This is a genomic window from Rhodococcus rhodochrous (assembly GCF_900187265.1).
In the GTDB taxonomy this organism is placed as follows: Bacteria; Actinomycetota; Actinomycetes; order Mycobacteriales; family Mycobacteriaceae; genus Rhodococcus; species Rhodococcus rhodochrous.
Genome location: NZ_LT906450.1, coordinates 4,322,604 through 4,337,779, shown reverse-complemented (window position 1 = coordinate 4,337,779; position 15,176 = coordinate 4,322,604). Strand labels below are relative to the sequence as shown.

The window sequence follows — 15,176 nt, the reverse complement described above, 5'->3', positions numbered from 1 at the left end:
GGGGATCGACGGGTCCGACATGCGTCGACCCGCAACCCGGACGGTCGGCAGGACTGTCCGTCAGGCGTACTGATGCTCTCGGACGCCGGGTGCTGTGCGTAGCGTCCGGCGGGTCTGCAGGGTCGGAACGATGTGGTTGCGGTCGAGTTTGCGCCAGATGGCGGTGGCCGTCATGCGGACGGGCGCGGTCAGCCGATGTTCGAAACGCAGATGGGGGAGGGGGCCGCACAGTGATACCGCTGCGACCGCGGAACCGACGGGACCGACAGGAACAGCGATACACCCGAATCCTGCCAGCGACTCCTCGTTCTCGAAGGCGACCCCCTGCTCGCGTATGTGATCGTAGGCGGCACCGGGGGTGCCTTCGTACGCCAGAAGTGCTTTGCCGAGGGCGGTGCTGCGCGCCGGTCGGCGTCCTCCGACCCGGGTGGGCACGGCCGTGGCGAGACGTCCGCCGATCTTCTCGAGGTAGACGAGATCGTCGCCGTCGAGGACGGCCAGGTGGACGACGAAGCCGGTGACGCGATGGAGTTCCTGCAGGTGCGGTAGGGCGGTGGCGTGCAGTCTGTCCTGGTGGACGGCGAGTGAACCGAGTTCCATCAGGCGGAGCCCGAGGGTGTAGGTGCGGCCTTCCCGATGCAGCCATCGCATCGAGACCAGGCGATCGAGGATGCGATGGGCGGACGACCGAGGGAGGCCGGTCCGACGCACGATCTGGGCGAGGGTGAGCTGGCCGGCCCCGTCGAACGTATCGAGCACGAGGCCGACACGATCGAGCACTGCGCTGGGTGCCGTACGGTCGACTTCCGCCTCAATCGTCATGACTACTCCTACAACCGCAGCGCTCCGAGCGCGAGGACGTGGGTATTTCGAATCGGAATGGTGCCACACGTTCCCAAGGTTGTGAAGTGGATCACGAAAGCGCGGGCCTCATTCTCCGGCATTCCCGAACGCCTCGCCGTACAACTCTGTGAGAGCCTCGAGCTGCTCGCAGTAGTGGTCGACCGACTCGGCGGTCACTCCGGCGCCGATGATCGTCGCTCCCGCCGATACGGCGCGATCGAGCCTCCTTCTCGTCCTGTCCGGGTCGCCGATCGGATCCAGGCCCGCAGCCGGCAACACGACCTCGAATCCGGACTGCAGCTGTCTCCTGCCCAACATCGCCTGCACGTCGTCGAACGACAGACCGAAAGGAACCCAGCCGTCTGCCAGCTCGCACGCCCGTCGCAAGGAGCGTGGTGTACGCCCGCCGATCCACAACGGCACCCGCGGTTGTACTGCGTTGGGCTCCACGACCATGTCGGAGAACTCGAAATACATTCCGCGATAGGACGGTACGCGCTCCGAGAGCGCGGCACGCAGCGCAGCCAGGGAATCGTCCGCCCGTGCGCCGCGGTCGGTGAACGGCACGTCGAGCAGATCGAACTCTTCTTGCAGCGTGCCGACGCCGAGTCCCAGGATCAGGCGACCCCCGCTGACCGCGTCGAGGGTGCCGTAACGCTTGGCGATCTCCAGCGGGTGGTGATAGCCGAGAACCAGAACCTGTGTGGCGAGCCGGATCCGTTCGGTCCGTCCCGCCAGATACCCGAGTGTCGCCAACGGATCCCAGTACGTCCCGCCACGAACTTCGGCCACAGGCACCGGCACGGCGACATGTTCACTGCAGGTGAGGTGATGGAATCGCAGGCGGTCCGCGGTGACCGCGATCCGTGTCAGCTCGTCGATCCCGGCGGTTGCTTCCCATTCGTTGTACGCACCCGGAAGGCGCGTGACGATCGGACTGGTGATTCCGATCCGCACCTTCGGATCTCGGCTCGGCACAGGGGTCATGACAGGACACTCCTTCGCAACGTCGTCTCGTGGCAGTCTGCGCGCGGCGGACGCAGGAAGCACGAACCGTCCCGGTCTCCGGACTCAACCGATACGACGAGCGGCGTGTTCGCCCGCGATGCGGCCGAACACGAACGCATCGGCAATGTGGAAACCACCGTCCTTGGCCCAACTGAATGTCGAGCTCACCGTGCCCGCGGCATAGAGTCCCTCGATGACCGTGCCGTCCGTGGCGAGGGCACGAGCGTGTTCGTCACGACGAGGCCCGCCGTTGGTCCACGCCAGCATCGGTCCGCTGCGGTAGGCATAGAAGGGGGGTTCGAGGAGTGGCACCAGCGTGGCGGCGGAACGCCCGAAGCGCTCGTCCACCCCCGCAGCGCATGCAGCGTTGTACTCCGAGACGCTTTCTGCGAGAGCATCTGCGGGCACTCCTGTCACCGCGGCAAGTTCTTCCAGCGTGTCGCCGCGTCGTATCCAGCCCGCTTCGATCTCCGTCATGTTGTCGGAGCTCCACCGATAACCGTTCATCAACACGTTCCACCCGACCGGGAGGATGTCGGCCGAACCGCTGATCGGACCGGCCGACCTCGTCTTCTCGTCGAACACGACCCACATGGGGCGATGCGGATGCAGAACGTACCGTCCGTCGATCAACGCCTGCCCGTGCCCCGACGGGACGAACTCGTCCACGAATCGACGGCCCGTGTCGTCGACCCAGATCACCCCACGCGCATGGACGAACATCGCGAAGTAGCCGTGGCGGGAAGCCGGGTCGGTGATGCCGTTGACCGCCATCATGTTGTCCATGTGCCACAGATCCGCCCCGACCTCCTGCGCCATACGGAGGCCGTCGCCGGTTGCGGCCGTGCTTCCCCACACCGGCACGTCCTCGAGTCCGAGGTGAGTGCGTACCAGTTCGGGGTCGCCTTCGAAGCCGCCGGTGGCGAGCACGACACCGCGCCCGGCGTCGATCCGTTCACCGCCGGCGGTGACGACGCCGGTCACCGAACCTGTGAGCGCGTCGGTCGTCAGGCGCGCAACGGGCGTCTCGTACCGCACGTCGATGCCGCGATCGTGCAACGCCTTCTCCAGGACCGCGAAGAGCCGACCTTGACCGAGTGTCCCCTCGACACAACGTAATCCTCCGTAGCAGTCGCTCCCGGGCAGCTCGGGATACTCCGCGCCGGCCGCGTTGAAGTGACCGTGCGGCCCCACCTCGACACCGAGCGATTCCACCCATGCGGACACCTCTCGGGTTCCGTGGGACCACGCTCGGACGACGGGCTCGGGTAGGGGCCGATCGTCGCCGCACAGCGCGCGCAGATACACAGCAGCGCGTTCGGGATCGTCGTGATGGAACCAGCCACCACCCGACACCCGCGTGTTTCCGCCGGCCTCGCCGGGACCGGTCTTCTCCAGCACGACCACTCGGGCACCCGCGTCGTGGGCGGCCAGAGCGGCAGCGCAGCCGGCGGCACCCATCCCGACCACCACCACGTCCACGTGTTCGATCTCGTCGCGTTCCACCTGGGATCCGGGTTCTCGGGACATCGCTGCCTCCTCGGCATCTGCGAGCGAGCCGGGTTGCGCGCTCGCGGACAAACTACGAGGAGTTCCGTGGCTCCTGGACGGTCATGGTCTGCTCACCGGGAGGAATTCCGGGATCAGGTGATCGGAGCGAACCGTGCGGCGACCAGGGCACCGACCTCCGCCATCGCAGCCCTGGCCCGTGCCAGTGCGTGGGTCTGCATGAAGAATCCGTGCCCGACCCCCGGATAGCGGATGACGGCCGTCGGCACCCCCGCCTCCTGCAGGCGTCGTCCGTAGTCCTCCACACCGTCCCGGAGGGGATCGGCATAACCACAGATCACCACCGCAGGAGGGAGCCCACTCAGATCGGTCGCCAGCACCGGGGTTCCGTACTCGTCGTCCTCTGCCGGATCATCGCCCAGATACAGCGATTTCATCCAGTCGATGTCCTCGGACCTGAGGAAGGGACTGTCGCCGAAGCGCCGCATCGACGGCCGATCGCATCGGCGCTCGAGGCCGGGATACACCAGCACCTGCTGAGCGATGCGGGGCCCGCCTTCGTTGCGGGCCCGGAGAGCTGTGGCCGCGGCCAACCCGCCGCCGGCACTGTCTCCACCCACCCCGATACGGTCCGGATCCAGACCCAGATCGTGAGCGTTGTCGTGTGCCCATCGAAGCGCTGCCCAGGCTTCGTCGTGGGCCACGGGATAGCGATGTTCGGGGGCGAGTCGGTAGTCGACGTTGATCACCACGGCCCGCGTCGATTCGGCGACCTCGCGCGCGAGCCGGTCGAACGAATCGAGAGTGCCCATGATCATGCCGCCGCCGTGGAACCAGACCAGGGCGGGTGCATGTCGATCCGGTGTCGAACGAGGGCGGTAGATGCGCACGGGAACGGTGCCGTGGGGTCTGGGGAGTTCCCTGGACTGCACGGAGCGCATGTCGGGGCCGGCGGGCCGGACGATCGATTCGAGTGAGCGGCGGGCCGCTTCGACCCCGGTGTCCCGCAAGGAACCGACGCCTCGCGCGCGGATCGCCTCGACCAGCCTCCTCACGTCGGGATCGTAGACGTCGTCGGGTGCGGACGTAGCACCGTGCGCGGTGGTCATGATGTCGCTTCCTCCGGGTCTCCGGTCACCGTCGATCGGTGACTGTCGGGTGTGGGCTGCTCCTCATCCTCGTGGCCGGGTCGGCCCGAGCGAAGGCTTCGTCCCACTGAAGTGACGTATTTCGGTCGACCGCTGGCCGGGATAACGGGTTCCGGACCCGTCGCCCCCGGTCTTAGCGTGGCCGAACGCACCACATCGAGGAGACCCACATGTCATTGCATCCTGAAGTCGAGTCCATGCTGAAGGCCCTGGACGCGGGCTTTCCGGATGTCACCACGGTTCCGCCCCCGGAACTCCGTGACCTGATCCGCAGTCGTCGTGCACCTCTTCAGCACCTGCCCGCCATGAGGGACGTCCACGACATCACCATCGACGGTCCCGGTGGAGACCTCGCGCTCCGTGTCTATCGGCCCGAGAGTTCCGAGGACGCGATCCCGGTGGTGGTCTTCGCCCACGGCGGTGGCTTCGTGTTCTGCGATCTCGACAGTCACGACGAGTTCTGTCGTTCGATGGCGGAGGGGGTCGGCGTCGTCGTCGTGTCCGTCGACTACCGACTCGCACCGGAACATCGTGCACCGGCAGCGCACGAGGACATGTACGCAGCACTCGAATGGGCGGCCGGCAACATCACGACATACGGGGGAGATCCCACGCGTATCGTGCTTGCAGGTGACAGTGCCGGGGGGAACCTCGCCGCGACCGTGGCCCTCGCAGCGCGCGACGGCGGGGGACCTGCAGTGTTCGGCCAGGCGCTGTTCTATCCGGTCATCGACGACGACTTCGACACGGAGTCGTACCGGAAGTACGGGTCGGGGTACTACAACACCACCAAGGCGATGAAGTGGTACTGGGAGCAGTACGCGCCGGAAGGTACCGACGATCCTCGACTGGTCCCGACTCGGGCCGATTCGCTCGCCGGACTTCCTGCGGCCGTCGTGATCACTGCCGAACTCGATCCACCGTGCTCGGCCGGTGACGACTATGCGCAACGACTCGCGGACGCCGGTGTGGAAGTACGGCATCGACGATTCGACGGTCTCTTCCACGGATTCCTGACGTTCCCGTCGCTGTCGTTGACGGAGCCTGCACGGCAGGAGATCTGGAAGATGATGCGTTCACTGTTCGAGTGACGGCACTCCGCTGAAGACGAAGTCCTCGGACCATCACCGATGGCCCGAGGACTTCGTCGTTCTCACTCGATGGCGATGTCCTCCACAGCGCAGAAGGTGTGGCACACCCGCTCGCGCACGATGACTTCCGGGCACTCCGGATCGAACCAGCGGTCGACGATGCTCCAGTGGACCGGATGGTTCAGGTACTGGCCCATGAGAGCCTCGTGATCGGTGAACTCCTGCTCCCACACGTGCGTCCATTCGGTACGGCCCACCGAATCCGCTACCCGGCTCAGGCGCCAGGCGACGATCGAGGGGATGTATCCTGGCATCTTCAACAGGTCACCTTCGAACTCCTCGACGGCTTCGGCCGGGGCCTCGGGGTCGACCCGCACCAGAAGCGCCCGGTAGACCGTGTGCGGCTCGTCCGGACGTCTGTGCGCCGAGGAAGCCGGATAACCGACTCCGTCCACATACGTCGCGGGAGGTGTACGGAGGATGACGTCGAAATCGCTGATGTGGCGAGCGGCGATCTCTGCGGACGGAAAACGAAGATGCACAAGGACATTGCCACCGTTGATCACGCCGGGCAGGGTGGGAGCGACGAAGTGTCCGACCGTGTCGAGTTCCTTGGCGGCGATCCGAACGGTGTCGACGTATTCGGCGCAGTCCGCAATGCTTGCGGACTCGTCGAAGTGCACGACTCTGACCACGTTAAACATCGGCAAGTCCTTCGATGTCGGCGGCCTGGGCGGCCATCGTCCGCGAACGCTCGGTGACGTACTGATCCATATCCGACCACCACCGTCCGAGTTCGGGGTCTCGTCGTCCCTGCCGGGTCATGTTCCACCACGAGTTCACGCCGTCGACCGACCACATGATGGTGACCACGTTGGTTTCGTCGTCGGACCAGACCGGAGGAGTGACGAGGATCCGGTCGAGCGTCATCCCTCGTCCACGTCCCCCCGGTACGTATTCGGCGATGTATCTGTCGACGAACGTTCGTGCACATCCCGGCTTCGTGACCACACGGTCGACCACGAAGATCTTCTCGTCTGCCATATCGAGAACCTACGGTCGTCGGAGCGTTCCAGGGCGACCGTATCCCGCTTCGCGGGAGGGTTTTCCCGGAGGAACGAACAGGCCCACACCGGTTCGCTTTCAGACTGCGGCGCCGGACATGTCGGCGTCGTCCCGGCCGTCGCTCACAGGCGAGTCGACGGCAGGCGCCTGTTGCGGCCGGCCGATGAACAAACAGATCGCCGCCACAATCAGCGAGCACAACACGAACCAGCCGACTGCCAGGTCGAGCGACGCCGATGTCGGCATGGTCGTATCCGGCACGGTCCACAGCGAGAGCATGACCGACACGATCGCAACGCTGATGGCGGAGAACGCCTGTCGGGTTGTGGCCAGCACTCCGGTCGTGACGCTGGTGACGTCCTCCGGCACGGATTCGATGACGATCTTCGGGTAGCCGGTGTAGGCGAACGCTGTTGGGACTGCTGCACGGATAGGTGACATCTGAACTGTGGTGCCGTGAGGCACTGCTGGAAGGATGGACCCCGTGCCCAAGCCCTATCCGAAAGAGTTCCGCGACGACGTCGTCCGCGTGGCCCGCAACCGCGAACCAGGTCAGCACCTGCGGCAGATCGCCGCCGACTTCGGCATCAGCGAATCCTGCCTGACCAACTGGCTCAGGAATGCCGACGTCGAGGACGGCACCAAGCCAGGGACGACGAACGAGGAGTCCAGAGAGAACCGCGAGCTGAGAAAGCGGATCCGGTTGCTTGAGCAGGAGAACGAAGTGCTGCGGCGGGCCGCGGCGTATCTATCACAGGCGAATCTTCCGGGAAAATGATGTTCCCCCGCACGCGGGAGGTGCCCCCACCGCTCGTCCGCGAGCTGGCCGCCGGCGGGATTCCCGTCGCGGCGGGTGTGCCGGGTTCTGGGGATCGCGCGCCAGCCGTACTACCGGTGGCTCGCCGACCCGGTCACCGACGCCGAACTCGAGGAGGCGTACCGGGCGAACGCCCTGTTCGACGCCCACCGCGAGGACCCGGAGTTCGGCTACCGGTTCCTCGCCGACGAAGCCCGCGATGCGGGCGAGTCGATGTCGGACCGCACGGCGTGGCGGATCTGTTCGACCAACAGGTGGTGGAGTGTGTTCGGCAAGAAACGTGGCTCGAAGAAGGGCCGCTCCGGGCCGCCGGTGCACGATGATCTCGTCGGCCGCGTCTTCACCGCGGATGCTCCAAACACTTTGTGGCTCACCGATATCACCGAACACAGAACCGAGGAAGGCAAGCTCTACCTGTGTGCGGTCAAGGACGTGTACTCGAACCGGATCGTCGGCTACTCGATCAGCGATCGGATGAAATCCCGTCTGGCTGTCACGGCCCTCGAATCGGCAGTGGCACGGCGGGACTCGGTTGCCGGATGTGTGGTTCATTCCGACCGTGGATCGCAATTTCGCAGCCGGAAATTTGTCCGCGCCCTCGCCCGCCACGACCTGGTCGGATCGATGGGTCGGGTGGGTGCGGCCGGCGACAATGCCGCGATGGAATCGTTCTTTGCGCTGCTCCAGAAGAACGTCCTCGACCGGCAGAGATGGGCCACACGCGAGCAGTTGCGCATCGCGATCGTGACTTGGATCGAGCGGACCTATCACCGCCGGCGACGTCAGCTCCGGCTCGGCAGATTGACGCCTGTCGAGTTCGAGACCATCATGACCACACCAGCCACACAGGCTGCGTGACCGAATCTGTCACCGGATCGTGCAGCAGTCCCCCCGGATCCACCCAGCTCACAGCGGTCCACGCTCGTGCCTTGTACGTTGAAGCCGTGAACTGGCCTCTGGCGGCGGCGCTGCACCGGACACTGTCCCTGCAGCGCGACGGTTTCTGTCCGCTTTCGGTTGGAACTCCCCACATTTCCGCCCGCCCGTTGCCAGCATCGAGGTGATCTGCTGAGCGAGTCGGGGCGAGTCCTCGGGGAGGGCGTTCCCCAGATCGGTCGGTTCTGCGTAAATCCGGCGGTATCCGACCCGCCGGACCGCGCGCAGCACTGCTCAGCGCGGCAACGCTACGCGAGATCCCGCCGAAGCGGCGACACCACTGCTACCACCGAGGCAGCCGCCGCGTAGCCGAGGAGCACGAGCACGCCCACGAGCGGCGAGAGCAATGCGGGCACTCCCAGCGAAGATTCCTGGGCGACGGTATCGGCGAGGAACGTGAAGTCCATCAGTGAAGCAGTCGCGCCTCCAGGAAGGAACGGATAGAAGGCACCGAGTCCCGGGACGATCATGAGCGCAGGCTCAACAAGATAGAAATACCCGAGCGCGACTCCCACGGCCACGAGCTGGTTGCGTGCCAGCGCACCGATACCCATGCCGAGCATCGTGTAGATTGCGGCGGCCACAGCCAGGCGGGCAAGGAGTGTCACCAGGTCGCCGGCGGAGGCGCCGAGGGTGATTCCGCGCATGGTGGCGACGGACCACAAGGCGATTGCCGACGACAACGACATCAGCAGTCCGTAAGCGAGTCCAAATACGCTGTAGACAGCCAGCTTTGCGCCGAGCACCCTGCCGCGACGAGGCACCGCAAGGAACGTCGAGCCGATGGTCTGGTGGCGGTACTCGCTCGTGATGGCTACCGTGCCGAACAGTGCGGGTACGAACAGCAGCAGCCCAGCGAGGCCGATAGCGATTCCCACACCTTCCGAGGTGTCGAGAGCGGGCATCGGAGGCGATGCGTTCTCCGGGCCCACTAAACCGAGCAGCCCTGTGAGTCCGGCGCCGCTCGCGACGGCCGCAATCAGTGCCCACATGGGGAGACGGGTGGAGAACAGTCGCGTGAGTTCACCGCGGACGGCACGCTTCATATCGCACTCTCCCGGGCGATGAGTCTGAGGTATGCCTCTTCCAATGTGTCGCCTCGCGTCGTGAGTTCGAGCAGGGTGCCCGTCCAGACGATCTGTCCGTGGTCGATGAGCACCACGTCGTCGATACTGTTCTGCAGTTCACCGAGGGCGTGGCTGGAGATCAGGACGGTACCGCCGGAGACAGCGAAATCCCGAAGGAAGTTACGTAGCCACACAATTCCCGCCGGGTCGAGGCCGTTGGACGGTTCGTCGAGAACGAGCACGTCCGGGTCGCCCAGCAGCGCGGTAGCGAGGGAGAGGCGCTGTCGCATGCCCGTGGAGTAACCGCCTACGCGTCGGTCGGAGAACCGGTCCAGTTCGACCGTTCCGATTACCTCGTCGACTCGATCCGACGGGTGACCGCCGAGGGCGCAGAAGGTACGGAGGTGATTGCGGGCGGTGGTAGCAGGATGCGCCGACGCGATGTCCAGTACAGCGCCCACGGTTCGCGTGGGGGACGGAAGGTCGCCGTAGGCGATGCCGGCGAACAGCGCAGTACCGCGGTCCGGACGGGTCAGTCCGAGCAGCATCCTTAAAGTCGTGGATTTGCCGGCGCCGTTCGGTCCGAGAAAACCCGTCACCCGACCCGGTTGGGCCGTGAAGGTGACGTCGCCGACTGCCTCTACTCGACCGAATCGTTTTGTGAGGCTGTCGACTTGGATGGAGACGCCCTTCATCGCACACCGGCCAGTCGGAGGGCTTCGGCGATCTCGTATGCGTCCGGGCTGCTGAGAAGCAATTCGTCGAACTTCTCATCGGCCTTGCGCCCACGAAGTCCGACACGCAATATCGGGTGGCCACGCTTCATCGAGACCAGCCGAGTGGTGCCGCGGGGGTGCAAGAAGGTGCCGACTTTCAGGTAGCCGGAGACTGTCAGGCCGGATCTGATGCCGAGAGTTTCCGAGGTCCATCTCGGCAACACCTCGACGCTCGAGATCGAGTTCAGCGGTACAGCCATGGCGGAATAGCGGACCACCGGGGCTTCCCATCGAGAAAAGGTCAGATGCAGGGCTGCTTCGTCGTAGATCGGTTGCGCCATAGCGTCAAGTCTCCTGTCGACGGTAAGCTCGTATCGATGTTGAGAACATTATCAGAGTGATAATAACGGCGAAAGGTCGCGATGGCGAGCAAATCGACAATTGCCGACGTCGTACTGCATCCTGTTCGGTTGCGGATTGTGCAGCAACTCGGAGGTCGCCAGCTGACGACCGGCGAACTCCGGGCGGCACTGCCGAGCGTCACCCAGGCCACGCTCTACCGGCACGTGGCGGCACTGATCGACGCGGAGATCGTCACCGTCGTCGACGAGCGCCGCGTGCGCGGGACCATTGAACGAACACTCGCGCTCGGGGAACGCATGGCACACGTCGGGCACGACGATCTCAATGCGATGAGCGACGCAGAACTCCGAAACGCCTTCCTGACCTTCCTGAGCGCACTCGGCGAGAGTTTCGACACGTTCATCGAGAACGAGGATCGAAACCTGCGGAATTACTTGGGTTTCGGCACCACACCGCTCTACGTCACCACCGACGACCTCGCGCAGATCCAGACACGGCTCGCCGAGCTACTCGCGCCGTACCAAACCGACTCCGGCGGGGACCGCACTCGCATCGCCTTGACCACCGCGGTAATTCCCAGTCCCCCAACGATCACCGTCGAGGACGATTGAATCTGCCCGCAACGGTTCGTCAGGGTGCGTCCGGATACTCATCAGGTGTTTCATCTTGTTTTGCAGGTCGTTTCGATATTTTGGTGCTGGTCGGTGTGCCCATTGGCTGTGTGCGCCTCCTATCGCAGATTCCCACGACATCTGTACGGGGACAGGTGAGATGTCCGCTTCGTCACCAACGCCGACAGCGTGTTCCGATCACGAAGCGGTATGTCGAGATGCTCTCCGAGCTGCAGCAGCATCGCCCGTGTGGGCACCGAGCTCGCCCGTCTCCGCAAGCAGATGTTCGAGCAGGACAACGACATCGCGTTCTTGAAAGAGCGCCTCGGCATACTTGGACGCCAATCAACAGAAAGCAGAGCGGGCGCGAGTGACGTGCCACCCGATGCGATCGCTGAGGCAGCAGGTGTGGGCCGTCTCGCGGCACCGTCGCCGGCCGCGCCGAACTCGTGCGCCGGACCCGGGTGAAAATCGCGATCGCGCGGGCTGCCTGAAGAGCGACGAATCTGGCGCAATGCAGAGGCACACCGATGATGTTCTGGTACGCCAACAGCATGAACGGGTGGGGCTACGCGCTCATGATCTTCGCGATGATCGCGTTCTGGGTGTTAATCGTCCTGGCGGTGATTGCCGTCATTCGACTACTCGCCCGGACACCACAGCCACCCCATCCTCACGCCGATACTCCTGAGCAGCTCCTCCCACAGTGGTTGGCCCGCGGCGAGATCGACGACGACGAATAACACACACCTCGAGTGGCTGCCTGGTAGTAACCGTCCCTGCGAGGTGTGCATTCACTCTGGGTACTTCGCTCTCGTCTCAGCGAGGGCCCGTCATTGCGGAGACGGCGCCATCTCCGGACCGTAGGCGCACCGGGATCCCGGCGGGATCCTGCGGCACCTCGATGGTGCTTGTGCCCGTCGCCGAGACGGCGTCCACCGCGTAACCGCCCGGGCCCGTGACCAGCGTGACGTCACCGTAGCGGGAGTTCAGATCGACGGCGGCACGGGTGTCGGTCACCGTCAGATCGCCGAACTTCGAATTCCCTTGGACAACAGTCCCGTACGGTACGGCGATCTCGTATCGGGCGACGCAGGTGGGGCTGCCGACGGCAAATCTATCGGGGCAACTCGCGCTGATAATCAGACCGGACCCGTCGGTGTCGATGCGTTCATCGGGCTTGTCGCCGTCGGTGAACTCGAAGGAACGTCGGATCTCGATGTCGTCGCGGTCGGAGCCGATCACCTGGGCGCTCAGGGCCGCGGTGGTGACACCGAACTGTTTGGCACCCGCATCATCGAAATCGAGTGTGACGGACGTGGCGCCGCTGTAGCTGTCATTCCGCTGTTCGTGACTCGTGGAATCGGCAGTGCAGCCGGTGAGTGCTACAGACAAGAGTGCCAGTGCCGCAACGCCGACGGAGACGCGGAACTTCCGGGGTGCGGTTTCAACGACGGGCATGGCGAATCTCCTGAACGAGTACTGTGGCGGCGATCAGCACGGCGCTGACGCCGAAGGACAACAGTGGGGACGGGCCGCCGAGTGACCCATCGGTGCGGAGCACGCCCATGACGTCGACCGCTGCGACCCCGTTGAGCACGGCGTACCAGATCAACAGGTAGACGGCCTGGAACACGCGTGCAGTCCGGCCGATCGACCCGATCAGAAGCGCAAGGGCAGGAATCACCGTCGCACCCGCAACCCACGCGGCGACTCCGGTCGCGTCCGCTGCAAGCAGCATCTTCACCAGCGGGCCGACACCCGCGATGACCGCAATAAGCACGCCTGCACCCCACTCGGCGATGAGTCTGATGCGAGACGAGACACCGCACTGCACAAGGGGAGCGACGCCTTGTTCGTAGGTGAGTGTCCCGAGACGTGACCACAGCAGCACCGGCAACAACCATGCGAAGAGCAGTGCGGTGCCGACGCGATCAGCGGGAACGGCGAGGGCTGTGATCGTCACGATCGCGAGTGTGAGCCACCACCACCGCGACACGCTTCCGAGATGAATGCGCACCTCGCCGAGCAGCAACCCCGGGAACGACTGTCCACGCTCGGCCGGCGACAGCGTTCGCGGGCTCTGCGAGAACGCCGGCGCAACGGGAGCTTCGGTTGCAGGTGCGGCAGACACATGCGAGGGAGTGCGTTGCCACCGTGCGGGATCGAACCGGCCGAACCAGAGGGAGGGAAGGATGGCGACGATCGTCGAGGCGGCAATCAACCCCGCACTCGCGGCGACGAGAGTCGTGTCGATGTCCATCCCGGACCACGTGAACTGCCCGAGTGCGCCCGGTTCCGCGGTGAACCCGATTGAGATCTCGTCATCCATGCCGGGGTGCTGCGTCGCCAGGTCTGCCTGGAACCCTGCGGTAATTGATCCGTAGACCAGCGGAATCCCGGCGAGGAACATCGACGGATACACGAAGAACCACAGTATGTTTCCCGCACCACCTCGCAAGAGCGGGACCGTTTCGAAGACGACGGCGGCTGCTGCGGCCACGGTCAGGACAGGAAGACAGAACAGCACGATCGGAAGCCAGAGCGCCGTCATGTCGAGGCTAGTGGATTCCCCGCGGAGAAGCTGCATCACGGGTGCGATCAGAGCGAGTGCGGCAGCCATCGCCGCGAGCACCGCCAGGTTGCTCAGATACTTGCCTAGCAGATACATCGACGTGCGCAACGGGGAGGCGGAAAGCGTTTCGCCTACGCTGGTCGAAATGTCGCGCGCGATGCTGCTGCGGACGACGTAGAACCCGAACAGCGGCAACCACAAACTGCCGATCATGGCGAGCAACATGCCGATGTACGCGCTGTCGTACAGTCCCCGGAACGATCCGACCTTGACCATCGCGTACGTTGCAGAGACAGGCGGGACGGCCACATAGCCGAGTGCGACAGCGCCGAGCACCGTCACCAGGAACGCGGGACGCCGCGAACGATCCCGGAAGTCTGCCATCGCGACGGCAGCGACAGCGCCTGTCATCGGATCACCCCGGCGGGCGCCATCGGGCTGTGGACCGCGATGACGTACGCGTCTTCGAGATCGGGTTCGACAGGACGAGCCCCCGGCATCGGAGGTGTATGGGCGACCGCACGGACACGCACGCCCTGTGCTGTTCGGACCGTGCGGGTTATCGTCGCTCGTTGCCGGATCTCGGTCACGGCATCGACGGGAACCATCGCTTCCCACACCAGACCGTCCGCGGAACGGAGAAGCTCCTCCGGGGTGCCGCGCCTACGTAGTTCGCCGGCGGTGAGGATCGCGATGTCGTCGGCGATCGATTCGATGTCTGACACGATGTGAGTGGACAGGATGACGATCCGGTCGTTCGCCAGGTCCCCGAGCAGGTTGCGGAACCGCATGCGTTCCTCGGGGTCCAGCCCGACCGTCGGTTCGTCGACGATGAGAAGCTCGGGGTCACCCAGGAGTGCCTGCGCGATACCGACACGCTGGCGCATTCCGCCGGAAAACGTACCCACCGGCCGCGATCCCGTCTCCGTCAGGTTGACGAGTTCGAGCAGCTCGTCGACCCGCTCCTTGGCCGACCGCGAAGTCAGACCTTTCACTGCGGCGAGATACCGGAGGAACTCTCCGGCACTGAGATTCGGGTAGACGCCGAAATCCTGCGGGAGGTAACCGAGGACGCGTCGGAGCGGCTCCGGCCGAGCGACGATGTCGGTCCCGTTCCACATGACCGTACCTGTGGTCGGGCGGGTGATTGTGGAGAGAATGCGCATCAGCGACGACTTACCGGCTCCGTTGGGGCCGAGGAGGCCGAGAACCCCGGGCCCGACCCGCAGGCTGACGTCGGTGACAGCCTGTTTACCCCGATAGGTTTTGGTGACGTGGTTCAGCTCCAGTTGCATGACTTCAGCTGACCATTCGACCGGTGGTGCGGTCACTGGGTCCACGCCGCGGATCGAAGGTGGTGCCAGCACCACCTTTCGGCTGCACTCCACCTCATCCCGAAGCAGCGGCCGCGTCGGTAGACTCACTCG

At 64.9% G+C, this 15,176-nt stretch carries 17 protein-coding genes and 1 pseudogene; 5 read left to right on the top strand and 13 right to left on the bottom strand.

The window, feature by feature from the left end:
• Positions 1-60: 60 nt before the first annotated feature.
• The 4 genes from CKW34_RS19920 to CKW34_RS19905 form a co-directional block, all read right to left on the bottom strand.
• Positions 61-822 carry an IclR family transcriptional regulator gene (locus CKW34_RS19920; RefSeq protein WP_059384600.1) on the bottom strand — a complete coding sequence of 254 codons (762 nt, stop codon included), beginning with the start codon at positions 820-822 and terminating at the stop codon, positions 61-63.
• 108 nt (positions 823-930) lie between these two features.
• Complete coding sequence (locus CKW34_RS19915) at positions 931-1,800, bottom strand: LLM class F420-dependent oxidoreductase (protein WP_064059949.1); 870 nt, start codon at positions 1,798-1,800, stop codon at positions 931-933.
• 114 nt (positions 1,801-1,914) lie between these two features.
• Positions 1,915-3,381, bottom strand: coding sequence for an FAD-dependent oxidoreductase (locus tag CKW34_RS19910; RefSeq protein ID WP_059384599.1), 1,467 nt, complete (start codon positions 3,379-3,381; stop codon positions 1,915-1,917).
• 113 nt (positions 3,382-3,494) lie between these two features.
• Positions 3,495-4,469, bottom strand: a complete 975-nt coding sequence (locus CKW34_RS19905; RefSeq protein ID WP_059384598.1) for an alpha/beta hydrolase — start codon at positions 4,467-4,469, stop codon at positions 3,495-3,497.
• A gap of 209 nt (positions 4,470-4,678) precedes the next feature.
• Between CKW34_RS19905 and CKW34_RS19900 the strand changes: the two genes are divergently transcribed.
• The gene (locus CKW34_RS19900) at positions 4,679-5,599 is read left to right on the top strand and encodes an alpha/beta hydrolase (protein WP_059384597.1); all 921 of its coding nucleotides are present in this window, start codon (positions 4,679-4,681) and stop codon (positions 5,597-5,599) included.
• 62 nt (positions 5,600-5,661) lie between these two features.
• On the opposite strand, the gene CKW34_RS19895 is transcribed toward CKW34_RS19900, so the two are convergent.
• The 3 genes from CKW34_RS19895 to CKW34_RS19885 form a co-directional block, all read right to left on the bottom strand.
• Positions 5,662-6,303, bottom strand: coding sequence for a Dabb family protein (locus tag CKW34_RS19895; protein ID WP_059384596.1), 642 nt, complete (start codon positions 6,301-6,303; stop codon positions 5,662-5,664).
• Positions 6,296-6,643, bottom strand: coding sequence for a hypothetical protein (locus CKW34_RS19890; protein ID WP_059384595.1), 348 nt, complete (start codon positions 6,641-6,643; stop codon positions 6,296-6,298). Before CKW34_RS19890 ends, CKW34_RS19895 begins: the two co-directional genes overlap by 8 nt.
• A 99-nt stretch (positions 6,644-6,742) precedes the next feature.
• Positions 6,743-7,129 (bottom strand): MFS transporter, encoded by a 387-nt coding sequence (locus CKW34_RS19885; RefSeq protein ID WP_231921753.1) that lies wholly within the window; start codon positions 7,127-7,129, stop codon positions 6,743-6,745.
• Positions 7,130-7,148: 19 nt separating this feature from the next.
• On the opposite strand from CKW34_RS19885, the pseudogene CKW34_RS19880 reads away from it, so the two are divergent.
• Positions 7,149-8,339, top strand: a pseudogene (locus CKW34_RS19880) (IS3 family transposase).
• A gap of 326 nt (positions 8,340-8,665) precedes the next feature.
• On the opposite strand, the gene CKW34_RS19875 reads toward CKW34_RS19880, so the two are convergent.
• From CKW34_RS19875 to CKW34_RS19865, 3 genes are all read right to left on the bottom strand, one after another.
• Entirely contained in the window at positions 8,666-9,463 is a 798-nt protein-coding gene (locus CKW34_RS19875; RefSeq protein ID WP_059384592.1) for an ABC transporter permease, read from the bottom strand.
• A complete protein-coding gene (locus CKW34_RS19870; protein ID WP_197700681.1) occupies positions 9,460-10,083 on the bottom strand; it encodes an ABC transporter ATP-binding protein in 624 nt (207 codons plus the stop codon). The genes CKW34_RS19875 and CKW34_RS19870 overlap by 4 nt, the downstream gene beginning before the upstream one ends.
• A 92-nt stretch (positions 10,084-10,175) precedes the next feature.
• On the bottom strand, positions 10,176-10,541 hold the full coding sequence (locus CKW34_RS19865; protein ID WP_059384590.1) for a hypothetical protein: 366 nt from the start codon (positions 10,539-10,541) through the stop codon (positions 10,176-10,178).
• A gap of 81 nt (positions 10,542-10,622) precedes the next feature.
• Between CKW34_RS19865 and CKW34_RS19860 the strand changes: the two genes are divergently transcribed.
• The 3 genes from CKW34_RS19860 to CKW34_RS19855 all read left to right on the top strand — a co-directional run bounded on the left by CKW34_RS19860 (position 10,623) and on the right by CKW34_RS19855 (position 11,917).
• Positions 10,623-11,174 (top strand): helix-turn-helix domain-containing protein, encoded by a 552-nt coding sequence (locus tag CKW34_RS19860; protein WP_059384589.1) that lies wholly within the window; start codon positions 10,623-10,625, stop codon positions 11,172-11,174.
• Between the two features lie 249 nt (positions 11,175-11,423).
• Entirely contained in the window at positions 11,424-11,642 is a 219-nt protein-coding gene (locus CKW34_RS24360) for a hypothetical protein (RefSeq protein ID WP_155418975.1), read from the top strand.
• A gap of 62 nt (positions 11,643-11,704) precedes the next feature.
• On the top strand, positions 11,705-11,917 hold the full coding sequence (locus CKW34_RS19855; RefSeq protein WP_059384588.1) for an SHOCT domain-containing protein: 213 nt from the start codon (positions 11,705-11,707) through the stop codon (positions 11,915-11,917).
• A 76-nt stretch (positions 11,918-11,993) separates the two neighbouring features.
• Here CKW34_RS19855 and CKW34_RS19850 read toward each other — a convergent pair whose 3' ends face one another.
• The 3 genes from CKW34_RS19850 to CKW34_RS19840 are packed head-to-tail and all read right to left on the bottom strand — an operon-like array spanning position 11,994 to position 15,173.
• A complete protein-coding gene (locus CKW34_RS19850) occupies positions 11,994-12,635 on the bottom strand; it encodes a hypothetical protein (RefSeq protein ID WP_059384587.1) in 642 nt (213 codons plus the stop codon).
• Entirely contained in the window at positions 12,622-14,160 is a 1,539-nt protein-coding gene (locus CKW34_RS19845) for a hypothetical protein (protein WP_059384586.1), read from the bottom strand. Before CKW34_RS19845 ends, CKW34_RS19850 begins: the two co-directional genes overlap by 14 nt.
• A complete protein-coding gene (locus tag CKW34_RS19840; RefSeq protein ID WP_231921752.1) occupies positions 14,157-15,173 on the bottom strand; it encodes an ABC transporter ATP-binding protein in 1,017 nt (338 codons plus the stop codon). The genes CKW34_RS19845 and CKW34_RS19840 overlap by 4 nt, the downstream gene beginning before the upstream one ends.
• Positions 15,174-15,176: the final 3 nt, after the last annotated feature.